This is a genomic window from Colwellia sp. C1TZA3, from assembly GCF_007954265.1.
Lineage (GTDB): Bacteria > Pseudomonadota > Gammaproteobacteria > Enterobacterales > Alteromonadaceae > Cognaticolwellia.
Genome location: NZ_VOLS01000034.1, coordinates 1 through 23,562 on the forward strand (window position 1 = coordinate 1; position 23,562 = coordinate 23,562).

At 39.1% G+C, this 23,562-nt stretch carries 21 protein-coding genes and 1 pseudogene; 5 read left to right on the plus strand and 17 right to left on the minus strand.

Translation table 11 applies throughout. The annotated features are described in order from the left end of the window. Positions 1-665: 665 nt before the first annotated feature. The gene (locus tag ESZ39_RS11045) at positions 666-1,409 is read left to right on the plus strand and encodes a hypothetical protein (protein WP_146879957.1); all 744 of its coding nucleotides are present in this window, start codon (positions 666-668) and stop codon (positions 1,407-1,409) included. Positions 1,410-1,506: 97 nt separating this feature from the next. Here the strand turns inward: ESZ39_RS11045 and purD are convergent, their stop codons facing one another. The 6 genes from purD to prmA all read right to left on the minus strand — a co-directional run bounded on the left by purD (position 1,507) and on the right by prmA (position 8,065). Beyond that, positions 1,507-2,793, minus strand: a complete 1,287-nt coding sequence (gene purD / locus ESZ39_RS11050; RefSeq protein WP_146879958.1) for a phosphoribosylamine--glycine ligase — start codon at positions 2,791-2,793, stop codon at positions 1,507-1,509. 69 nt (positions 2,794-2,862) lie between these two features. Continuing rightward, positions 2,863-3,690: a class I SAM-dependent methyltransferase gene (locus tag ESZ39_RS11055; protein WP_146879959.1), complete on the minus strand. Its 828-nt coding sequence runs from the start codon at positions 3,688-3,690 to the stop codon at positions 2,863-2,865. Between the two features lie 229 nt (positions 3,691-3,919). Continuing rightward, the gene (gene purH, locus ESZ39_RS11060) at positions 3,920-5,533 is read right to left on the minus strand and encodes a bifunctional phosphoribosylaminoimidazolecarboxamide formyltransferase/IMP cyclohydrolase (protein WP_146879960.1); all 1,614 of its coding nucleotides are present in this window, start codon (positions 5,531-5,533) and stop codon (positions 3,920-3,922) included. 183 nt (positions 5,534-5,716) lie between these two features. Next, a complete protein-coding gene (gene fis / locus ESZ39_RS11065; protein ID WP_044832893.1) occupies positions 5,717-6,004 on the minus strand; it encodes a DNA-binding transcriptional regulator Fis in 288 nt (95 codons plus the stop codon). 5 nt (positions 6,005-6,009) lie between these two features. Continuing rightward, positions 6,010-6,987 (minus strand): tRNA dihydrouridine synthase DusB, encoded by a 978-nt coding sequence (gene dusB / locus ESZ39_RS11070; protein WP_146879961.1) that lies wholly within the window; start codon positions 6,985-6,987, stop codon positions 6,010-6,012. A 196-nt stretch (positions 6,988-7,183) separates the two neighbouring features. Further along, positions 7,184-8,065, minus strand: coding sequence for a 50S ribosomal protein L11 methyltransferase (prmA, locus tag ESZ39_RS11075; protein WP_146879994.1), 882 nt, complete (start codon positions 8,063-8,065; stop codon positions 7,184-7,186). An 839-nt stretch (positions 8,066-8,904) separates the two neighbouring features. On the opposite strand from prmA, the gene ESZ39_RS11080 reads away from it, so the two are divergent. Together ESZ39_RS11080 and ESZ39_RS11085 are read left to right on the plus strand one after the other, a co-directional pair. Beyond that, on the plus strand, positions 8,905-9,387 hold the full coding sequence (locus tag ESZ39_RS11080; protein ID WP_146879962.1) for a putative 4-hydroxy-4-methyl-2-oxoglutarate aldolase: 483 nt from the start codon (positions 8,905-8,907) through the stop codon (positions 9,385-9,387). A gap of 231 nt (positions 9,388-9,618) precedes the next feature. Further along, on the plus strand, positions 9,619-10,584 hold the full coding sequence (locus ESZ39_RS11085; RefSeq protein ID WP_146879963.1) for an NAD(P)-dependent oxidoreductase: 966 nt from the start codon (positions 9,619-9,621) through the stop codon (positions 10,582-10,584). 64 nt (positions 10,585-10,648) lie between these two features. On the opposite strand, the gene ESZ39_RS11090 is transcribed toward ESZ39_RS11085, so the two are convergent. The 4 genes and pseudogenes from ESZ39_RS11090 to ESZ39_RS18060 form a co-directional block, all read right to left on the minus strand. Further along, a complete protein-coding gene (locus ESZ39_RS11090) occupies positions 10,649-12,259 on the minus strand; it encodes a di-heme oxidoredictase family protein (protein ID WP_146879964.1) in 1,611 nt (536 codons plus the stop codon). A gap of 89 nt (positions 12,260-12,348) precedes the next feature. After that, a complete protein-coding gene (locus tag ESZ39_RS11095; RefSeq protein ID WP_146879965.1) occupies positions 12,349-13,494 on the minus strand; it encodes an imelysin family protein in 1,146 nt (381 codons plus the stop codon). Positions 13,495-13,528: 34 nt separating this feature from the next. After that, positions 13,529-14,893 (minus strand): hypothetical protein, encoded by a 1,365-nt coding sequence (locus ESZ39_RS11100; protein ID WP_146879966.1) that lies wholly within the window; start codon positions 14,891-14,893, stop codon positions 13,529-13,531. 330 nt (positions 14,894-15,223) lie between these two features. After that, positions 15,224-15,468, minus strand: a pseudogene (locus tag ESZ39_RS18060) (hypothetical protein); the annotation flags it as partial. A gap of 81 nt (positions 15,469-15,549) precedes the next feature. Between ESZ39_RS18060 and ESZ39_RS18385 the strand changes: the two are divergent. Together ESZ39_RS18385 and ESZ39_RS11110 are read left to right on the plus strand one after the other, a co-directional pair. Then, positions 15,550-15,726 carry a hypothetical protein gene (locus ESZ39_RS18385; RefSeq protein ID WP_146879967.1) on the plus strand — a complete coding sequence of 59 codons (177 nt, stop codon included), beginning with the start codon at positions 15,550-15,552 and terminating at the stop codon, positions 15,724-15,726. Between the two features lie 7 nt (positions 15,727-15,733). Further along, positions 15,734-15,943 (plus strand): hypothetical protein, encoded by a 210-nt coding sequence (locus ESZ39_RS11110; protein WP_146879968.1) that lies wholly within the window; start codon positions 15,734-15,736, stop codon positions 15,941-15,943. Positions 15,944-16,246: 303 nt separating this feature from the next. Here ESZ39_RS11110 and ESZ39_RS11115 read toward each other — a convergent pair whose 3' ends face one another. The 7 genes from ESZ39_RS11115 to ESZ39_RS11145 all read right to left on the minus strand — a co-directional run bounded on the left by ESZ39_RS11115 (position 16,247) and on the right by ESZ39_RS11145 (position 23,557). Continuing rightward, on the minus strand, positions 16,247-17,473 hold the full coding sequence (locus ESZ39_RS11115; protein WP_191321766.1) for an SAM-dependent methyltransferase: 1,227 nt from the start codon (positions 17,471-17,473) through the stop codon (positions 16,247-16,249). A gap of 30 nt (positions 17,474-17,503) precedes the next feature. Next, positions 17,504-18,355 (minus strand): DUF1365 domain-containing protein, encoded by an 852-nt coding sequence (locus ESZ39_RS11120; RefSeq protein WP_191321767.1) that lies wholly within the window; start codon positions 18,353-18,355, stop codon positions 17,504-17,506. Beyond that, positions 18,345-19,628 (minus strand): NAD(P)/FAD-dependent oxidoreductase, encoded by a 1,284-nt coding sequence (locus ESZ39_RS11125; RefSeq protein ID WP_146879969.1) that lies wholly within the window; start codon positions 19,626-19,628, stop codon positions 18,345-18,347. Before ESZ39_RS11125 ends, ESZ39_RS11120 begins: the two co-directional genes overlap by 11 nt. Next, the gene (locus ESZ39_RS11130; protein ID WP_146879970.1) at positions 19,625-20,416 is read right to left on the minus strand and encodes an SDR family NAD(P)-dependent oxidoreductase; all 792 of its coding nucleotides are present in this window, start codon (positions 20,414-20,416) and stop codon (positions 19,625-19,627) included. Before ESZ39_RS11130 ends, ESZ39_RS11125 begins: the two co-directional genes overlap by 4 nt. Before the next feature lie 2 nt (positions 20,417-20,418). Further along, positions 20,419-20,898 carry a nuclear transport factor 2 family protein gene (locus ESZ39_RS11135; RefSeq protein WP_146879971.1) on the minus strand — a complete coding sequence of 160 codons (480 nt, stop codon included), beginning with the start codon at positions 20,896-20,898 and terminating at the stop codon, positions 20,419-20,421. A gap of 272 nt (positions 20,899-21,170) precedes the next feature. Further along, positions 21,171-22,571, minus strand: coding sequence for a deoxyribodipyrimidine photo-lyase (gene phrB, locus ESZ39_RS11140; RefSeq protein WP_146879972.1), 1,401 nt, complete (start codon positions 22,569-22,571; stop codon positions 21,171-21,173). 26 nt (positions 22,572-22,597) lie between these two features. Then, positions 22,598-23,557 (minus strand): YbgA family protein, encoded by a 960-nt coding sequence (locus ESZ39_RS11145; RefSeq protein ID WP_146879973.1) that lies wholly within the window; start codon positions 23,555-23,557, stop codon positions 22,598-22,600. Between the last annotated feature and the right edge of the window lie 5 nt (positions 23,558-23,562).

The window sequence follows — 23,562 nt, forward strand, 5'->3', positions numbered from 1 at the left end:
AAATGATACTTATTCTTTGTGTGACATCATATTAAGCTGTTTTTTTGTTATCCGAGGATAACTATGTAAAATCAACGTTAATGTGAGTGTCCACACAAATTGCATGATAACTAATTGTTAAAGAAAGTTAGTTTATCTCCGAGGAGGAAACTAACCGAAACAAAATCTCACTCGCTTTGTTTCGTTGCTGCAGGCCTTGCCTGAAGCGAGATGCATATTCTACGCAACTCTGTTTTAATGTCAACGCTTATTTCGTTTTATTTTAAAAGTTTTTTTAACTTCCAAACAATTCGTTTTATCACGTTAAGTTAATCAAATCAGTCTTAACTGCATGAGATAACCTATTAAAACAGCTCTTTGGGGTGACCCCTTGGAACTGGAGCGCATTCTAGCGATTTCTCGCTTCACGTCAACACTTAATTGTCCTTAAATGTTGATTAAGTGTTTGTTTGTTTTTTAATTGAACTATCCGGCTATTTTATGGACTAATGACTGCCTAGTTAGCAAAATTTGGCTAGCAGTTTGTCCAAAAAGCATATTCTTATGTACGAATAAACAGGAGATATTATGTATTTTATGCTCTATATTGTATTTGCGCATAATAATAATAACAAACTACAGATAAAGTGGGCTTCACCACGATGTTTGTACAGAGAGCATAACAAATGAAAAAACTTATCATCTTGTTAATGCTTGCTGGCATTAGTAGTACAGTTGTGGCGAAGGATATTGCCGAATATAAACATGAACGTTTGATTGCTAAGATATTAAACCAACAAGTAAAGAAACAAAGAACCATTCAAAGCAGTGTCCATGCAATACTCTCACGCTATCCGGAGAAAGTAGATGTTGTTATGGCAGTAGCTTTTGCTCGATACCCAGAAAAATATCGTGAAATAATGCTGGGTGCATTATCTGCTCAACCTGTTTTAGCCTGCGATGTTATACAAAATTCGATTAAAGCTAAAGTTGCCCCTAGTAGTGAGTTGGTTGAAATAACTATTACCGCAGAGCCAGCTTATGCTCAAGAAATAGTAAATACAGCAGTAAAATTTAATCCAAGTGAGATAGAAAATATTGTCCGCGTTGCTATAAGGACTGAACCTTACGACGTTAGTAACATTGTTAACAACACCGCATCAAATTACCCCAGCCAAATATTGAATATTTTAACCGCAGCTATTACAGCCATACCGGAGCAGGCAGGTAACATAGTTAAAGATATATTAGCTTTGTTCCCCGGTGAAGCCAACAGAGTTATTACGACCGCAGTTAATCAGAGCACTGATAACCATAATAATGCCATTGTTAAAGCCGCTATTGATTTGGGATTTGATAGGGACTCGGCAATTGCGGCTGCAATAGCCGGTGGTGCGAAAAAAGAAACCTTGGCAAAATTACATAACTGAACACAAACCTGCACCTTGAAGTGGAGCGGCTATAATGCTGCACAAAAAAGCCCAGTCATTACTGGGCTTAATATTTTATGATGGTTATTCTGCCAAGTTAGCTTTGTTCACGCTCGATCGCTCGATAAGCGATATCAGTACGGTACTCAACACCTTGCCACGAAACTTCTTGCAATAATTCATAGGCTGCTTGCTGTGCCTGAGTAACATTATTGCCTAATGCTGTTGCACATAAAACTCGGCCACCTGCGGTAACAATTGCACCATCTTTTTCAGCTGTACCGGCATGGAATATTTTTCGATCCGTGGCATTATTTGTTGCTAGACCAGAAATAACATCACCTTTGGGATAGCTAGCAGGGTAATTAGCTGCCGCCATCACCACACCTACTGCAGGCCGTGAATCAAAGTCAATGCTTGCTTTGTCTAACTCGCCACGACAAGCCATGATGCACAACTCAACAAGATCAGACTTTAATCGCATCATAATTGGCTGAGTTTCAGGGTCACCAAAACGACAATTGTACTCAATAACTTTTGGGGTACCATCAGTGTCAATCATCAAGCCTGCGTATAAAAATCCAGTATAGGGTGCGCCTTCTCTCGCCATACCTTCAACAGTTGGCATAATAACTTCATTCATAGCGCGTTGATGGATCTCTGGTGTCACAACAGGTGCTGGAGAATAAGCGCCCATACCACCAGTGTTTGGCCCTTTATCACCATTATAGGCACGCTTATGATCTTGGCTGGTGGCGAAGGCTAAAACATTTTTTCCGTCAACCATAACGATAAAGCTAGCTTCTTCACCTGCTAAGAATTCTTCAATCACCACACGATGACCCGCATCACCAAAAGCATTGCCGGCAAGCATGTCTTTAATACCGTCTTCTGCTTCTTTTAACGTCATCGCAACAATTACGCCTTTACCAGCAGCAAGGCCATCGGCTTTAACAACGATTGGCGCACCTTGTGCACGAACATACGCAAGGGCTGGCTCAATTTCAGTGAAGGTTTGATAACTACCGGTTGGAATATTATTTCTGGCTAAAAAGTCTTTAGTAAATGATTTTGAACCTTCAAGTTGTGCTGCTTTTGCACTAGGGCCAAAAATCATTAAACCTTGGGCTTGAAAAGCATCAACAATACCATCTACCAGGGGCTGTTCAGGCCCAACGATGGTTAGCACAACCTCGTTGTTTTTGGCAAAATCGACTAAGGCTGAAATATCACCAGCCGATATTGCAATATTTTCCAACTTAGCTTCTGTCGCCGTTCCTGCATTACCTGGTGCAACAAATACTTTTGTTACTGAAGATGATTGTGCAGCTTTCCACGCTAATGCGTGCTCACGACCGCCATTACCAATGACCAAAACATTCATTTACTTACATTCCTAATATTTTAGAGCCGCTATAATCTGCAAAGATCAAATTATAGCGACTCAATTATGTTATTTTACAAATTTTAATGTCATACGATCACTTTCGCCAATCGCTATATATTTTGCTTTATCTTGTTCACCTAAACGTAATACTGGTGGTAAGGTCCATACACCCTTTGGATAAATAGCCATATCTTTAGTGTTTGCGTTTATTTCACTGCTTGCTGCTAAAGTGAACCCTACCGCTTTTGCTTGTGCAATAGTTTTGCTTTGCGATACATAACCCATCGCTTTTTCAGGATCAGTACCTTCAGGTAGCCGATGTTCTACCACACCTAATACACCACCTTTTTTTAATGCTTTGTAAGCATCTTTAAAAGCTTGTTCTACACCTTCATCGCGCCAGTTATGTAAATTACGAAAAGTCAGGACCATATCGGCTGTACCTGCCGGTGCAAGTTCACTTGCTTGACGCGGAATAAAGTTAGTTAACTCTACTTCGCTAAATACCGCGTCACTGGCTAATTTTTCAACTAACTTTTTACGTGAATTACTATAATAATTATCTTCGCCAGTATCGGGGTAATGAGCACCGTAAAGTTTACCTGTACCTTTTACTGCGGGAGCTAAAATTTCAGTATACCAACCACCACCCGGGGTAATTTCGACCACAGTCATTGACGGATCAAAACCAAAAAATGCTAACGTCTGTAGCGGATGACGATATTCATCACGGGCTTTATTTTTTGCTGAGCGATGTTCTCCAGTGATAGCTTGTTCAAGCTGACTTTGCTGATGAGCATCCTGATGAGCGTTAACAAAACTAGAGCATAATAGAGTTGCAGACACGATTGACGCGGTAAAAACTTTTTTGAGAGTTTGAGTTGTTGTATGCATTGTTATCTTCCATTAACTAGTGAATTTTTATGTAGGCTAGTTATAGCAGATTTCTTTCAGATGATCAGTGCTGTTACTCTTATCTTATCAACAAAAGACAGCATTTAAGCTTGATTGAGTGTGTCTAATGATTAATTTTATTACACAGACACGACTCAGCAGTATTTCTGCAATAAAAATGCTCAAGATCATTAACCCTATCTGAGCATTTTTATTTTACCATGGTGACTTAATGACGAAAGTGACGCATACCGGTAAATACCATCGCGATATTATGCTCATCTGCGGCGGCAATAACTTCATTATCACGCATAGAACCACCCGGCTGAATTACCGCAGTAATACCTGCTTCGGCGGCGGCGTCTAATCCATCACGAAATGGGAAGAATGCATCTGATGCCATAACAGAGCCTTTAACTTCAAGATTTTCATCTGCCGCTTTAATACCCGCTACTTTTGCTGAGTATACTCGGCTCATCTGGCCTGCACCAACCCCGATAGTTGCACTGTTTTTAACGTAAACAATCGCGTTAGACTTAACAAATTTTGCGACTTTCCAACAAAATTGTAAATCACGCATCTCTTCATCGGTAGGTTGACGTTTAGTCACTACCGTTAAGTCGTCAGTTGTTACGCTGCCTTGATCGGTATCTTGTACTAATAAACCACCGTTAACACGTTTAAAATCAAAACCGGTAGTTTTACTTGTCCATTGACCACAGACTAATAGACGTAAGTTAGCTTTAGTGGCAACAATTTTTGCCGCCGCAGCTGACACGCTGGGTGCGATAATAACTTCAACAAATTGACGAGAAACGATCGCTTGTGCAGTATCTGCATCTAACTCGCGGTTAAAGGCAATAATACCGCCAAACGCTGAAGTAGGATCGGTTTTATAAGCGCCTTCATATGCCGCCAAAATATCATCACCAATAGCGACACCACATGGGTTTGCATGCTTAACGATAACGCAAGCCGGCTCATCAAATTCTTTAACACACTCTAATGCTGCATCAGTATCAGCAATATTGTTATAAGATAAGGCTTTGCCTTGCAATTGTGTCGCAGTAGAAACTGACGCTGCTTCAGGATTAGCTTCTTTATAAAAAGCGGCATCTTGATGTGAGTTTTCACCGTAACGTAAGTCTTGAGTTTTGATAAACTGGCTGTTAAACGTACGTGGAAATTTAACTTTTTCACTTACTGATGAGTTAACAGAAGCTTCAGATGCAGTTGCGCCATACGCAGGTAGCATTTTACCAAAGTAATTAGCAATCATACCGTCGTAAGCAGCAGTGTGTTCATAAGCAGCAATAGCTAAATCGAAACGTGTTTGATAAACCAAAGAACCATTGTTCGCTGCCATTTCTGTTAAAACACGTTCATAATCATGGGCATTGACCACAATGGTGACGTCTTTATGATTTTTAGCCGCAGCACGCACCATAGTTGGGCCACCAATATCGATGTTTTCAATAGCATTTTCTAATGAACAATTGTCATCAGCAACAGCATTGGCGAAGGGATAAAGATTTACCACCACTAAATCTATCGCACTGATATTGTTTTCAGCCATAACAACTTCGTCGATACCACGACGCGCTAAAATACCACCATGAACTTTCGGGTGTAAGGTTTTAACTCGACCATCCATAATTTCTGGATGTCCGGTGTAATCAGATACTTCAGTTACTTTAATGCCATTTTCAGCCAATAACTTAGCGGTACCACCCGTTGATAAAAGGTCAACACCTTGTTCTGATAACGAGCGAGCAAATTCAACAATACCGGTTTTATCTGAAACACTTAATAGTGCACGTTTGATTGGGCGTGGTGTATCCATGGTTTTCTAATTACCTATAAATTAAAAGGGTTGTCTGGCCTATGACACATATCTATTTTACGTGCTTGATATGCGGTAGTTTTTAAATGGCTAAAAGTTGACTACTTGGATAACTTTTATCTCTCTAAAAACAAAAAAGCACCCGAGGGTGCTTCTAATTGACAGGCTAACCTGTCGTACTTCTTAGTTCATGCCGTATTTTTTTAACTTTTTACGTAAAGTACCACGGTTGATGCCTAATAAGTTAGCGGCGCGGGTTTGGTTACCACGCGTGTATTGCATGACTTCTTCAAGCATTGGCGCTTCAATTTCTGAAAGTACAAGGTCGTACATATCATCAACGTCATTACCGTTTAACTGAGACAAGTAGTTTTTAATGGCTACTTTTGCTTGTGTGCGTAAAGGCGAGGCCTTTGTCTGAGTTTGTAGATCACCGGTAATAAATGGAGAGGAAATATTTTGTTCAAACATAAAGTTCAGACTCTTTCTAAAGTTAAATTATCAAAATACATAGTTAATGCGTCAAGTTGTTCAGTAACTGACTCGAGTGCATTAAAAATAGAACGAAACGATTTTCCTTGTTCATGCGTTTGCATGTACCAAGAAACATGTTTACGGGCAAAACGTAAACCCATAAATTCACCGTAAAATTTGTGTAATTCCATTACATGCCCAATCAAAATTGAGCGTACTTCATCCGTTGAAGGAGCAGGCAAATGCCTACCCGTTTTCAAAAAATAATTAATTTCTCGAAAAATCCAAGGTTTCCCTTGGGCACCGCGACCGACCATAATGGCATCAGCCCCAGTGTAATTCAGCACTTGTTCCGCTTTCTCGGCACAAGTAATATCGCCATTAGCAACAACTGGAATACTCACCGCTTGCTTGATTGCTTTAATGGTATCGTACTCTGCATTACCTTTATAAAAGTCATTACGAGTACGACCATGCACAGCAAGTGATTGTATGCCGTTATGCTCAGCAATATTGGCTATTTCAATACCATTGCGAGTGTTTTCACACCAGCCGGTTCGAATTTTTAACGTTACTGGAATATCCACCGCATTAACCACAGCTTTAATAATTTGCTCGACTAATGCAGGCTCTTTCAGTAACGCTGAACCTGCTAATTTCTTATTTACCTTTTTTGCTGGGCAGCCCATATTGATATCAATAATTTGTGCCCCGTTATCAGCATTATGCTTAGCGGCAAAAGCTAATTCTTCAGGATCCGAACCGGCAATTTGTACGGAACGAATACCTGCTTCTTCACTATGCAACATTCGGCGCTGAGATTTACCGGTATTCCACACTTTTGGATTAGATGACATCATTTCAGATACCGCTAAGCCTGCCCCCATCTGACAACATAGTTGTCTAAATGGTTGATCGGTAATACCCGCCATGGGCGCAAGCATTGTATTGCTTGCTAAAGTGTATGGACCTATCTTCACGCTGCTGTTTTTTTGAGCTACTATTCAAAAGGGCGCTAAGTTTACGTGTTTTTTTTGAGATTGAAAAGGATATAAATTGAACAAAACGCGCTTTTTTTCACGTTTTTCATATTGACATTTTCTAAAGTGTTGATGCGAGCAGTTTCTGTACAATTTGATAACAAAAGCTGCTCATTTTTAGGCCATTAATCGCCGACTAAAGACGAACACCAGATAAACGCACCCATTCGTCTTGAACAGTAATAGCGTCCATTTGACAAAATTCAGCATACTGAGTTTGTAATTGCTGCGCTTGCTCTTCTAAAACACCAGACAAAGCAAGCACACCATCGCTCGCTAGGTAGTTAATAATAACCGGAGCAAGTTCACGTAATGGTCCGGCTAAGATATTTGCTACCACCACATCGGCTTTAAACTCAGGTTGGTCTTTCGGTAAAAATAATGCTAAACGGTCTTCACATTGATTGCGTTTAGCGTTTTCTAAACTTGCTTGTAACGCTTGTGGGTCGATATCAATACCAATAACTTTTTTTGCACCTAATTTAAGCGCCGCTAATGACAAAATTCCTGAGCCACAGCCAAAGTCGACCACTGTTTTGCCGACTAAATCTAAACCGTCGAGCCAAGCTAAACATAAAGCGGTTGTTGGATGGGTGCCAGTACCAAATGCCAAGCCAGGGTCGAGCATAACGTTCACTGCACTAGGGTCGGGTACATCTCGCCAGCTTGGACAAATCCATAAACGCTGGCCAAACTTCATGGGATGGAAATTATCCATCCATTCACGCTCCCAATCTTTGTCTTCAAGCTGCTCAAGCTTATAGGCCATTTTAGCTTTATCTGGATGAATAGCTTTTAAATAATTCAACACCTTGTCCATATCATGACTGGCATCATATAAACCCATTACTACGGTATTATTCCAATAAATAACTTCATCACCAGGCAATGGCTCATATATAGGGGTATCTTTGGCATCAATGAAGGTGACGGCTTGTGCACCACAAGCACTCAACCAATCGCTATATTTTTCAGCTGTCTCTTCATTGGCACTTAATCTAAGCTGGATCCAAGGCATGTTTTTTCTCATTAAAATTTTTTGCTAGTTTATCACCCTCTAGCGCGACAAAGTAACTACTTTGTCCATATACTCTAGCAATAGCTGCAGATGGTCTGGCTATTAATAGCCTTGGGTCATTGCTAAAGTAAACAGAAAATGAACGCTACAAAATAATAGCCATAGGATCATCACTCTTGAAGTTTATACCTGTATTAGCTTTCTCTTAGCCACTCAGCATTGTCAGTAAAGAAGCTGCTGCGTAACAAATGCTTGATAGAAAAAATCAGCCTAGCAGCATGATGCTTGACATAGTGTAAGTAATACGAATAGCCGCGCAGCAAATGGCCAATATAAAATTCTCTCCTTGGCCTTGTTCTTAACTCAATGTAACTCAACTCAGTGTAACTCAACTTGCAAATACCTAACTTTGCCAGTGATTTATATATAGCAGCAAGATTAACAAATCTAAAAAGCTATTATGGTCGTATGAACAAAGGCCTTATACCAGTTCCATTAAGTTTGTGATCTTGTTGTGCGCAGGAAAAATAATTCAAGGTAAGGCGCTCGATTGAGCAATAACTGGCTATTGGGAGTGAGAGCAACACAGCCTTGAGCTATGTTAACTAGTACAAGTGAGCAATAACTTAATGGGATTGGTATTAGATAATGTGAAAGCCGATGGACGTTATTTGGTTACTTTAAGTCAATGTAAAAATGAATAGAGTTTTCCAGTCTACGAAAATAGATTAGCTTTATACTCAATATTCCCTACGCTGTGCAGATATAAATTGAGTGTTCTGGTAAAATAAAGCTTCATTGATGCTCAATACACTAGAGTGCAAACCTTAGGGATAAAAATGTTAGATCTACTACCCGACTTATTTGATGATCATAGCGAGCAGCTTTCCTTAGCTCAGCCGATTTTTAATGACTATGGTGGCCACACTATATTCTCTGGCGAAATAGTTACCGTCAGCTGTTATAACGACAATTCCAAAGTCAAGGAACTGGTGGCCACTGATGGTACCAACAAAGTGATGGTGGTTGATGGCAAAGCGAGTATGACTAACGCCTTACTCGGCGACATGCTAGCTGAACTAGCAGTAAAAAATGGCTGGCAAGCCATTGTTATTAATGGCTGTATTCGTGACGCGGGTACTATTGCCACTTTACCTATTGCGGTAAAAGCCCTCGGCTGCTGCCCAATAAAAACCGAGAAACTCGGTAAAGGTGAAATTAACCACGTTATTCACTTTGCCGACTTAAGCTTTAATCCGGGCCAATATATTTATGGTGATAGTAATGGTTTAGCGATTAGCAAAGTATTAATACCAATTTGATTAATTAAGTGATCTACTTTTTCATGAGGAAAAATGGATAAATACAAGGCATAAAATTTAGTCAGTAGTTATTCACCTTATAAATTTTATAACGCTGTAGTTATTCATTTTAACCATTAAAAATGAGCAGGTAATTAATCAACTTGGTATTAATACCCTTTTAATGATTATAAGCTTAGTGACCGCAGTGTCGCTAAGCTGGTAAATAAAGCCAAAAAGTAGAGTGAGATAATGAAGTACTTTCCTATATATCTAGATGCCAAACATATTAATGCCATGATTATAGGTGGTGGCGAAGTAGCAGCACGTAAAATAGAGCTGTTATTAAAATCGACAACTAACATTTCTATTATGTCTGAAACACTTAATAGCAGCGTTGAGCGCTTGGTCAATTTGCACCAATTGAATTGGCTCAAGCATAATTATCAGCCCGGCCACCTGAGCAACAGTAATATTGTCATTGCTGCTACCGATAGTGTTGAAGTTAATAGCGCGGTGGCAACAGAGAGCACTCAGTTAAAACTACTGACCAATGTTGTTGACCAACCTGAACTGTGCACCTATATAACCCCAGCTATTATTGATCGAAGCCCGATAATAATTTCCATGTCGAGTTCTGGAAGCGCACCTATTTTACTGCGTATGTTACGCGAGCAAATTGAAAAAACCTTACCTAATGGCTATGGAAAATTAGCTGACTTTTCTTTTAAATTTAGAGACCATGTTAAAGCGCGCGTGAAAAGTTTACGCGAGCGTCGAACTTTTTGGGAGCGAACTTTACGCGGCAGTATCGGACAAGCCATTTTAGATGGTAGAACCACCTCAGCTGAGCAACAATTAATTGCCAGTTTACAAACTCAAACACCGCCACCCAGTGGTGAAATTGTTTTTATCCATACTAAAGAAGGTAATCCAGACAACTTAACATTAAGCGCCCATCGCGCTATGCAGTTTGCTGATGCTCTTTTTTATGATGGTGAGGTTAATGTTGACCTTATTGAATATGTCCGTCGTGATGCAGAAAAATTCCCCCAAGCCATTAACTCAAGTATATTAATTAATTATCAACATGCTATAGAGTTAGCCGAGCAAGGACAAAAAGTAATTTACTTTTTGGCTGGTTATCGAGCATTGCCACACAATAAAGCATTAAAAATTAGCCATGTCGCCACTAAAGAAATTATCAGTGGCGATTAATAACGTTTAAGCGCTATCGTTTTATACAATCTGACAATAGCGCTTTATATTAATGCTGCTTTCATTACAGCGACATAACAAAATTAATTAATGACTTACGCTCAACTTCTGCCAAGGCCATATAATCACGTTTACTTTGTTCAGCTTCGCCACCATGCCATAGAATAGCCTCTTCAACGGTGGCGGCTCTACCGTCATGTAGAAAACCTGCCGCAGGATTAACGGTTTTCGTTAAGCCTACTCCCCACAAAGGTCTAGTTTTCCATTCTTGACCCGTTGCCGTAGAATCACGACGATTATCGGCTAATCCCGCACCTAAATCATGCAGTAACATATCGGTAAATGGATAAATATGCTGGCCTTTAAGTGCTTCTGGCGCAGTTAAACCACCAAGCAACGGCTCGCCAACTAAAGTCGTAAAGTCAGGTTGATGACAGCCCGTGCAGTTTACTTGGGCAAATAATTGCGCACCAGCAATGACTAATTCATCAGCAATGTTACGCCGAGCAGGTACCGCTAATGTTTCAACATAAAATACCACCTCATCGGAAAACTGTTGAGTCGCTTCAGTATTACCCTGCTGGTCAAGACCTGTGTCCACAAATCCCGTCCGCGTAAGATAACTTTCATGCAATGCTGTATTAACAATACTTTCTTCAGGAAATAAAGGATTAGTTATGCCCATGTCACCATGCAGTGCGCCAAGCGCTTGTACACGCACGCTAGGAGTATTCGCTTTCCAACCAAAACGCCCTAATGAAACAGGAGTATCATCGCCATTTTTAGCTTTTATAGCATCAAACACCCAATTAGGGCGTCCAGAAATACCATCGCCATCAGCATCGTTTTCATCTGCAAGTGCTAAGATGTCAGCGTCACTGATAAGTTCAAGCAAACCTAAACCAAACACCGGCATCCCATTTCTAGGACTATAACGAACATCGGCTTGTAAAATAGCACTGTTGATATAATTTTCATCGCTGACGTCATAAGGTTGTTCAATACTAAACACGGGTTTTTTAAGTTCAACTGAGCTGCCATCAGCATAGCTCACAGTTGAATACTCATAAGAAAGATAAACATTGGCTTGGCCTATAAAAGGTTTACTTTGCCAGTCACTCCGGGCCTTTAATACGCCTCGATGAAAAAGTTGCGTACCAAAACCATCTACAGCAACATTTTTACAATAATTATTATCTTTTGACGGATTTAAGCATTGACCATCGTCGATACTTACTCGCAAAAAAATACCAGCATTTTGCCCTAACAATACCCGCTTTTGCCCTTTTGCTAAGGTAATTGTTGAAGGCCGTCCATCTCGTTGATGACACGAATTACAGTCTTGATTATTAAATACCGGCCCTAAGCCATCTAAGTCAGGGTGTTCATTATTTGGCGCAGTGGTGAAGGCCGTTTCAAAGTTAACATCACCCGCTAAGTGTTGCTCTAGCTCTTGGTCAGTTAAATTAAGCATAGGCGTGGAAAAGCCATGACCTGAATCACTAGCGTCAATGGCGGTTGCATCTCCCCCTAACTTACTAACGTGGGTATAAGCAACTTGACTTATTTCATTGGTTTTTTCATCTGAGCTACTTGAGTCACAGCCTGAAATCATAATCAAACTGGCAATAACCATGAACAAATTTGATAATTTTGCTCTACTTAAATTTTTCATTGGTATTATTTCCAGAGCACGCGGTTAAATAAATGTGCGTCCTTGCACAATATTTCTCCTTGAGAATTGATCACTAGCATTTAACTATGTTATTGCTGCCATTGTTTTAACTTCGTTAAAACATCATTTTCAAGTGATGTTTGCAGTATTGATAAAGCCTCAATGGCTGCTTGAATTTTCACACGCGCATCAGCATCGTTAATGGCTTGTCTAAAAGGTAAGTCAGTAGTGCCCGCAATAGCTTTAATTGCTGCAATTGCTGTAACAATTTCAGTATCTACGCGTGTCGCCAAATCTGCGTCAGCTGCTTTTACAAAATCAATAATGCCTGTTTTATCTGCTTGCTCTGGAAATTCACCACGGTAAATATTCTGCACACCAATAATATTATCTGTAAAATCGGCTAATGAATTCCAACTATATTGTGATTCCACTTTTGAGGTGTCAATGTTAGCGATACTACTACCAAAAGGTTCCGCTATTTTTCCGTTACCTACTTCGTCAACAATTGCGATCATGCCATTAATCAGTTCTTCTACTACGCCTAACTGAGAAGCATAAACATCATTATTTGCTGTTAGTAATAAATCTTTGTAAGCAGAAGAATTGGCATCATTAGCGTCATTGGCTACCGTCCAGGCATCAAACAACATTTGGGTATAAGTTTTGAACACTTCTGCTGCCGCGGATAAATATTCGCGCTCAAGCGTGGTCATTTCTGCAATGTTTTTTTCGTTATCGGCAACACCATCACCAAATAATAAAAACTCCATGGTATGAAAACCTTGAACATCGTCATTAAAGGTTTTTAATTCTTCCGCGCTAAAACCGCCCTGAGAGTCTAATAGTTCCTGTAAATCAAGAGTATTGAGTGGCCAAGTATCTAAATGTGGGTCAATAGAAAGCGCATCAACTGGACCAAAAATATGTGACTCACTTTGCTCCCACGGTATACGAGCATCTTTCCAAGCTTGCTGCGCTGCTGCTAAGTTTTCTTCAGTAGGCGTGTTGACTAAATTTTGTGTGGCTAAGACAAAGTCATTAGCTTCAACGTTAAGGTTTTTATAGCCTGCAACAATCACGTCATTGGTTATGTTAGTAATCATTTCCGTTGCGGTAAAAGTAAATCCTGTTGGCTCAATTTTAGGTTCTGGTGACGAACTACCGCCACCACCACAAGCAGTAAGTAACAAAGCGAAGCTAGAAAGTGCCAGTAAAGATTTTTTAAATATCATGTTGTATACCTTAAAATAAATTTAATTAATTGTGTTATATAGAAAAGAAATAGCCCATCGATAAACTGAAGCTGGTGGTATCGTCCAAAATATTTTGCTCAGACATTTGCTGACCAACTTGTGCTTTTAGGACTATATTTTTTATTGGTAAATAATTTATACCAATGGCAATTGATTGCTTATTGAAACGATCAGTAGCTATACCTTGATCAACCTTTTTGATTGGGTTGGCATATTCATAGGTTGCATATAAATAAAGTGGTTTATTCAAATTAAACAGTGCTTGACTGTTATACGATAGCTCTACAAATGACGACTCTGCCTCGCTACCTAATTGTGAAAAGTTTCCTGGTTTCAAACCTGGCGTGGTTTTATTCGCATTGGTTATTGCTTGGCTATCATCTAAAGTGCCAAATAAATATTGACCACGAACTAACCAGTTTTCGTAATTATAAACACCATGGAGTCCGTAAATAGTAAGGTTGCCATCGCCATCAACTTTAGTGTTGTTGTTACGGTTACCTGAGGTATTACCTGTGTAGTAACTGACACCAATGCCTTTACCCGCTTTAATATCACCATAATCTAGGCGGAAGGTGAATGCTAAGTCATCAGCATTTACAGTTTCAAAGCGTTTTTGATGCCCCGTACCGACCCAATTATAGGTGCGAAAAAATTCTGAATTAAGTCCGGTCGTTATTAAGGTTTGTGCCGTGAAGTTTTGCCATTTGCTAATTAAGTTCACACCGGTTTCATGCCAGACTTGTGGAATAAGTGTTGCTTCGCTCCAATAACGTTGCGTTGAAAAATATTGCGAGGGTTTATGTAAGTCAGTGCCCAAGCCAACAGGCACAAAAATATGGCCCAATTTTACGGTGAAATACTCATTAGCAATATATTTTGCCTGCATTTTTTCAACAACAACTTCGCCACCAGCTTCAACCTCAGTTTCAAATTCACCGAATTCTTCAAAACCATCATATTCTAGCGTTGCACCTGTACCACCATGTTCATATTCAAGCTCAACTTCCATTTGCCACTGGCTATCAAAGTCATAAATAAACTCTAATACTACGCGCTCTAAATCTGTAGTATTTCGGCGCTCAGGCTTGGTATCTTGAATATTACTATAAACTTCTTCGCTATTATAAAGTACACTCCCATAGGAGTTAATTTGCCAGTTTTTTTCGCCAACATGACTTTGCTTGGCAACCAGCGGTTCATTTTTAGCTATCTCAACAGCTACTGCTCTCAAGTCAGCTAATTCTTTTTGAATGACTTGTAACTGCTTTTGCTGTTTTTCTAGTGATAACTCCAACTCTGACTGCGTCGCCGCAAAACTATAATTATTGACAGAAAAAAACCCGTAAACCACGAGAGATATTAAACATTTTTTCATGGACCAACCAAATACAAATGAGAACGATTATTATTTAACTGCATAATAAGCGCACTTCCAATCAATTGCAAGTGATAATCATTATCATTATCGTATGGCGGTTTTTGTGCTACTTTCAGACTTATCTAAGCTTTTATCAATAGCTCAAAAATAGGCTCTACGCAGTTTTTCTGCAGGCTTTATTTGATGCTATTTTCGATGCCATATTTAAATTTATAACCCTTAAATTTTTTTAGTGACCTAGTTATTAAGTGGTTAAGTGAATTACTTTTTATACGGGGAAATGGCTAAATAAAAAACATGAGTTTAATCCGACATTCCGCAACAGTTTTAGGAATAAATCTTCATATTTTCAAGCATGTTTTTTTGATATATTGGCCCTAAACAATCAATAATGATGCTATTCCTCTTTTTTAAATTCACCAACAGTTCCCGATGTGGTGAGATAGTTAATACATGTAATCCTTGAAAAAAAATATCCAGCGTGCCGTAAAATTTTGTGTTGGCTTATATTTTAAGTCAGGAAAATAATCTGACTGTGTTGTAAGCTGCTCATTTATTTTATGCTCTAATGCGGGTATATACCCCAGCTATTATTGACCTAAGTCCAATAATAATCGCCATGTCGAGTTCTGGTAGCGCACCAATTTCTACGCATGTTACGCGAGCAAATTGAAAAAACTTTACCTAATGGCTATGGAAAATTAGCTGACTTTTCGTTTAAATTTAGAGATCATGTTAAAACGCGAGTAAGAAGTATGCGTGACCGTCGCACTTTTTGGGAACGCACATTAAGGGGGGGGGAGTATAGTACAAGCGATTTTAGCGGGTAACACAACCATGGCTGAGCAACAATTAATTGCCAGTTTACAAACTCAAACACCGTCACCCAGTGGTGAAATTGTTTTTATCCATACCCGTGACAGTAATCCCGACCATTTAACACTTAATGCTCATCGAGAAATGCAATTTGCCGATGCTGTTTTTTACGACCAAGCGGTTAATACCGACCTAATTGAATATATTATACCAGTTCCATTAAGTTTGTGATCTTGTTGTGCGCAGGTAAAATAACTCAAGGTAAGGCGCTCGATTGAGCAATAGCTGGCTATTGGGATTGAGAGCAACACAGCCTTGAGCTATTTTAACTAGTACAAGTGAGCAATAACTTAATGGGATTGGTATAATACCAAGTTGATTAATTACCTGCTCATTTTTAATGGTTAAAATGAATAACTACAGCGTTATAAAATTTATAAGGTGAATAACTACTGACTAAATTTTATGTCTTGTATCTATCTATTTTTCCTCATGAAAAAGGTGATCACTTAATTAATCAAATTGGTATAACTGCTATTTTCTCGCCACTAAATGCACAGTACTGGTTGCGCGCTCAAGAAAAGCGCCTTCACAGTAAGCGAAGTAATAAAGCCAAAGGCGCTTAAATTCTTCATCATAGCCAAAAGGTTTAAGCTCAGGCCAAGACTTTAAAAAAGCTTCACGCCAGTGCGCTAGGGTTTTTGCATAATCTAAACCTATATCATTAATCGACTCAGTGACTAAGCCAGTATATTCCGTCAGGTGCCCGGTAAGCACAGTAATAGAAGGTAAAAAACCACCAGGAAAGATATAGCGCTGAATAAAATCAACATTTTGTTTGTAATGATCGAACCGCTGATCGGCAATAGTAATAGACTGTATCAATAATTTACCGCCCGGCTTTAACCTGGCATTGCACTGCTTAAAAAAGCTTGGTAAATATTCAAAACCAACCGCTTCTATCATCTCGATTGAAACCAGTTTGTCGTATTCACCAGTTAAGTCGCGGTAGTCTTCTTTTAACAAGGTTATTTTGTCTGCTAACCCTAGCTGTTCAATACGCTCTTTAGCATATTCATGCTGGGCATCAGAAATTGTTGTCGTAGTAACCTTACAACCGTATTGCTGCGCAGCGTAAATAGCTAAACCGCCCCAACCTGTACCTATCTCTAGTAAATGATCATCAGCTGTTAACTCTAAGCGCTGGCAAATAGTCGACATTTTATGTAATTGTGCCTGCGCTAAGCTTGCTTGCTCATCGGGATAAATTGCTGATGAATACATCATTTCAGGATCGAGAAATCGTGAATAAAGTTCATTACCTAAATCATAATGAGCCAAAATATTCTTTTTTGAACCTGCCTGGCTGTTACCATTACTTCGATGCAGCAAAGCGTCTTTAAGCTTTGTTAACCAAGGTCTTTGCTTTTCAAGTGCATCAGTTTCTTGCTGAGCGCGGGCAAATATACGCACGATGGTGGTTAAATCTGGGCTAGTCCATTTACCAGCAATATAAGCTTCGGCTACACCAATAGAGCCGCCTTTAACAAAATCACGATAAGCACTGCTGTCATGTATATTCATACGCCCTACTAGGGCGTTACTTTGAGCAATTTCTGGGAAAAGAAAATGCTCATCATTATCAACTAATTCAATTTGGTCAGATTTAAGTTTTGCAAAAACCGAGTGCACTAAACTACGACAGCGTTTATCTAACCAGTTCGCTGACTTTTTAATTTTCAATCCTGAGACTTGTTCCACCACTAAACTCCTGCTTTAAGTTTTTTTGGTTTACCTTTTCGGCTTACCTTGTTGGTAACCAATAAATGGTATACGTTTCCAGAAGAGCTTTATGGCTTGCCAATATATGCCCAACACTATTTTTAAGGTCATCACGGGCATATTAAACCAGAGTTGCCATAACGAAGCCCTCGAAAATGGCGCTTTGGTTAATTTCATGGTGACATCAAATATTTTTTCGTCAGTTCTTATCTCACTGCCATCATCATTAACAGTGTTACGGTGATTTTCTATATGCACTAATAAGTTTGAACTATCTACCATTGGCGGTTTAATAAACCATTTATAGCACATATTTAAATCCATAAAGGGCGATACATGGAAATTTTTATCAGTAACATGTGGCGTTAAATCTGGCTCATTAGTATCATTACTCGTTAATGGTACTAAATAATAATGCCGTTCGTTCCATGGCGTATTACTAACCTCAACCAACACTTGCGTACAAATTTCATTGGCGTTATAACAGAAATAAAAATTAGCTGGACTAAAATACAGCCCTAAACACCTAACCTGAACTAACATGGTGATGCGACTTATATCTGCAGCATCCAATTTTTCAGCACAAGATTCTCCGCGACAAGACAAGGCCTGTATCTTATTTTTTATACGTTGTTTAAGACCTTCTGGTTCACCTTTAAGGTAATCATTTTCTTTAAAGCGCAAAAAATTGAACCAAGCAAAACCAAAAATACCTTTTGGACTTTGCTTAGCTTGCATTTCATCAACATCTAGCGCCAACATATATAACTGATAACTAAAGCTATGCGATTTTGGCGTGAATCGTCGATGAGTTATTTGGCCACAATAAATATGACTATGCGCTGAAGGCTCAACCATCATTTTGATTCAATGAGTTTGTTTGCAAATAACAATCAAATCGCTGCGCAACATCTACCGCACTTCTCACCCCGTCTTCATGAAAACCGCTATACCAATAGGCGCCAACAAAATGAGTATTCTGCTTACCACATATTGCTGAGCGTTGACCTTGGGCACTGATAGAACTGGTTGAGAACACCGGATGATGATAAGTAAATTCGCGTAAAATTTTACTTGGGTCAATATCTTCGCGCTGATTTAACGTTACGCAAAATGTGTGCTTGGCGTTTAAGCCCTGCAAAATATTCATATTGTAGGTAACACTAGCGGGTTTAGTTCTGTTAGCGCTCAATTGGTAGTTCCAACTCGCCCAGGCTTTTTTTCTTTTTGGTAATAAATTAATATCGGTATGTAGCACCACTGAGTTTTCGCTATAAGGTATCGCACCTAATATTTCTTGCTCTTGCTGACTAGCGTCAGCCAGTAATGCCAAGGCTTGATCTGAATGACATGCCAAAACCACTTCGTCAAAGGTCTGGCTTTCGCCATTGGCAAAACATAACTGCACTGCATTGTTTTCGCGAGTAATAGCACTTATATCGGCATTAAGATAAATGTTATCCGCAAAGGGCTTGCACAGCGGAGCTAAATAACTTCTTGAGCCTTTTGGCACCACATACCACTGTGGACGATCAGCGATATTCAATAAGCCATGATTATGAAAAAACTTAACAAAGAAATGAAATTGCAGTACTTGCATCTGTTCCAACGAGCTAGACCAAATAGCCGCTCCCATTGGTAGCACATAGTGTTCAGCAAAGTGATCACTGAATTTATTTTCTTGTAAGAACTCACCTAAAGTTAGGCTGTCGTGATAGTTTTTCGCTTGATAACTTTGCTTACAAAGCTTATTAAATCGAAGAATTTCTTTTACCAACCACCAAAACTTAGGCTTAAATATATTACGGCGTTGAGCAAATAAGGTATCGAGGTTATGGCCGTTATATTCCATGCCTGTATCTGAGTTATGCACTGAAAAACTCATTTGTGTTTCTTGCTTACCGACACCAATTTCATCTAATAACGCTAAGTAATTGGGATAGGTTTTATTGTTAAAAACAATGAAACCGGTATCAATGGCGTAAGACTGACCTTCTAATTCAACATCAACTGTCGCAGTATGCCCACCAATATGAGCAGACTTTTCAAAAACACAGACTTGATACTTTTTTGATAACAAATAGGCGGCAGTTAAACCTGATACACCAGCACCTATAATGGCAATACGTTTCATTTCTTGTTATTCCTTAACTCTTCTTCTTTTTTTAAGGCTTTTTCATTGTTTAAAGATTTTTCATTTTTTAAAGCAACACTTTGCCAAATAAAGTCTGGCAGCAGTGCGAATAATTTCATGATCAGGGTCAGTCTTTTAGGAAAGTGTAGGTAGTGTTTTCGAGCACTTACACCTTGGTAAATACGACTAGCCGCTTGCTCACTGGTCAATAAAAATGGCATAGCAAAGTCATTTTTATCAGTTAATGGCGTTTTAATAAATCCAGGATGAACTAGGGTAACCGCTATATTTTCAGCTTTTAAATCGAGCCGTAAGCTTTTTGCTAAATAATCGATGCCAGCTTTAGAAGCACCATAGGCCTCGGCCCTTGGAAACGGTAGTAAAGTTGCACTAGAACTAACAAATACTACGTGCCCTCCAGCGGTAACTTTTGGCAAGAAATACTCAAGTAAATAGCCCAAAGACTGTAAATTTGTCGCGATGACACTAGCAAACAATTCACCATCAAAAGCTTTAGCATTATCAATATAGCGACAATCACCAGCATTAAGCATTAAAATATCAATGCGCTCTATGGCGCTGATTTTATTTGCCGCGGCACGGATCTGTTCTTTATCGGTGATATCAAAAGCGATAGGAACAACATTGGTATTATCAGTGGCTAATTGTTTAAGCTTTTCTTGATTACGGCCACAAGCAATAACTTGATAGTCATTGGCTAAATAGTGATGCAACAATGACTCACCTATACCAGAGGTAGCGCCTGTGATGAGAATAGTACCTTTCATATTCATTCCTTTGCTGCTCTATTTTTAAGCGTGCGAATAACCCGACCCAACAAAGGTAATTGCTCGTAAAGCATGGCACCTAAATCTAAGTAATCTCGATGATAAACAACTTTATCGCCAACACCTTTAAGATGTGAGCTACCTTGCACAATAACAGTTTTACCTGAGTTTAAGCGCGGATGTTGATAACTCATTTGCCAGTAAATAGCCGCTTCAGAGTCATGGGCTATTACGTGTTCAATTTTAAAATCACAATAACTAAGCTTTTTATAAAGTTGATTAAAGTAGTTTTTTAACTGTTCAAAACCCGTCAGTTGGTGCATCGGGTCAATAAATACGATGTCTTGGTGGTAAACGTCAGCTAGCAACTGCAAATTATCAGTTGAGAGCTTTTGGTAGGTCTCAATAAACTTAGCTAACCACAATGCATCTTGAGGTTGAGCACTAAATTTAGCTGTTTGTGGAACATTTTGGTCTAACATGAGTACTCTTTATTTTATCATCGCATTAAATCTTTATGCGAAAAATTATCGCCATAAGATCACTTATGCTGAGTTAATGCTTTAGCTTTATTTCAGCATAAATAATAAGGATAAACTTTTAAGAATACATTTTTGTTGCTCCAAACTAAAAATAGACAGCTATATCTGTGTAAGTAAGGCGCTTAATTCAGCCATGTTATTCGATATTTAAACCTTTAAAATAGCTTACCTAGTTAGCTTGATAGGTATTATACCAATTAATCAACTTGATATTACACTCTGTAAAATTCAAGGGCTGCTAACCTAGCTTGCTTGTGATCTACTATTGCTGGCCAATAAGATGATAATTTTTCTTTCGCCATATATTGGTGTGGAAAATGGATCTCTTTATCAGGTAATTTCGCCAGCTCTGGTATGTATTTACGAATAAACGTACCTTTTGGATCAAACCTTTCGCTTTGTCTAATCGGGTTAAATACACGAAAATAAGGCTGGGCATCACAACCGGTACTTGCCGCCCATTGCCAACCACCGTTATTAGACGCAAGATCGCCATCAATAAGCTGCTGCATAAAATATTTCTCTCCCCAGCGCCAATCAATCAGTAAATGCTTAGTTAGAAAGCTCGCTACCACCATACGCAATCGGTTATGCATCCAGCCAGTTTGATTAAGTTGCCTCATGGCAGCATCAACTAATGGGTAGCCGGTTTTACCTTGGCACCATGCCTCGAACAACTCAGGGTTATTAGGCCAAGTCATCGCACGATACTTAGGATTAAAGCATTGATGTTTTGATAAACTCTGTTGATGGAATACTAAATTTCGATAAAATTCGCGCCAGATCAGCTCATTTAGCCACGTAAATTCCTCACTGTCTGATGCGACTAAAATATCAGGAAAACGTTGAATGAATAACAACAGTAAATAGCGCGGACTAATAGCACCTATCGCTAAATAAGGTGACAAACCCGAAGTTGCTTTAATGGCAGGAAAATCACGTTTTTGTCCGTAACCCGCCACTTTATATCGGTAAAAGTCTGGAATAACTTGTTGTTCAACTTGTTCAGCCAAAGGCCATGCCGCGGATTCATTAGAACAGTGTAAAGGTGTGTTTAATGTTAGCTGTACTTGGCTGTTGGGCGTTGTTGCATCTTTAGGAGTAGGCTTGCCGAGGTAAGGGAAACTGTGCTGTTTGACATAAGTTAACCAAGCCCGCTTAAAAGGAGTAAAAACCTTATACATCTCACTACTTTTGTTTAACACTTTACCTTTTTCAACGATAACATCACTTTCAAACATCTGTAATGGAACACCTTGCTCAAGACAAGACTTATCCCGTTGGTTTTCATTAACTTCTAACTCTTTATTAGCCACTACTTCGCTAACATTATGCTGCTGGCAATAATTTTTTAAAAATGAAATTTGCTCAGAAAAATCATCACAATGAACAACCTGCAAACTAACATTTAAGGGTAACAGTTGCTCGGCGAGTGCGTTGACATGACGTTTTATAAAATCAATTTTTATTGTCGACCAGTCGTGAGCCAACCATTGTTTTTCACTAACAAAAAAAATCGCTTGAGCTGTTTCTGAGCCTTTATGTTGTTCAAGAAAATAATCTAAGGCAGGATTATCGTGAATTCTTATATCGTTGCGAAACCAAAGTAACAAGGACGTTCCTTAATAATTAACTATGTTTAATAACCGTATCTCAGTTTTAACGACTCAGGATAAGGATTCAAATATGATTGTTGAGCTAAATAAGACTTAGGGTGCGCTAATAAATAATGCTTAATCAAGGTCAGTGGCACCACTAACGGCATTAATCCCGTGCGGTAAGCGTCAATTTGTTCAGATAACTCTTTGCGTTGCATTTTATCTAAGTGCTTAGAAAAATAGCCTTGAATATGCGATAACGTATTAGCATGATTTTTACGTGTTGCTTTAAGTGTTAATGCGGCCATTAAACCAGAGATATACTGTTCAGCCATTTGCTCAACGGCAATATCAGTACTAGCTAATAACCGCCCTAATTGCTTGTGAGCAACAAGATCATGACTCATTAAAGTATACTTATATTGCGCATGAAAACTGGTTAATTTATGTCTACTAACCCCTGACTCAATCAAGGCTAACCAATGGCGATAGGCAAAGACGCGGGCAACAAAGTTTTCTCTTATGATGGGATCATTCAAACGGCCATTTTCTTCACAAGGTAGTAGCGGGTTAGCTTTCATAATTTCTCGTGAAAACATCCCTATACCTTGCGCCGGTAATTGACCTCCGCTCGGGGAATATACTTTAACGCGCTCCATGCCGCAAGTTGGACTTTTAGCACAAAACACATAGCCACTGAGGTTTTTAGACATGGCGGCTATTTTTTTACCGTAGGCTTTTATCGCGCTCGTTACATCACCGGAGCCATCTGGACGCGATACTTTTATCATTTGATCATCTTTAATCAAACGTATAGTGGGCCTAGGTATGGGTAAGCCAACAGCTACTTCAGGGCAGTAGCCTTTAAAAGTAACATGTTGTCCTAGTTCTTTTATACAAAAATTCGATGGTTTGTTACTGGCATCAAACCTAACTTTTTCACCTATTAAACAAGCACTAATGCCAATAACAACATCTGCTTTGTCGAATTTTTTATACATAACCA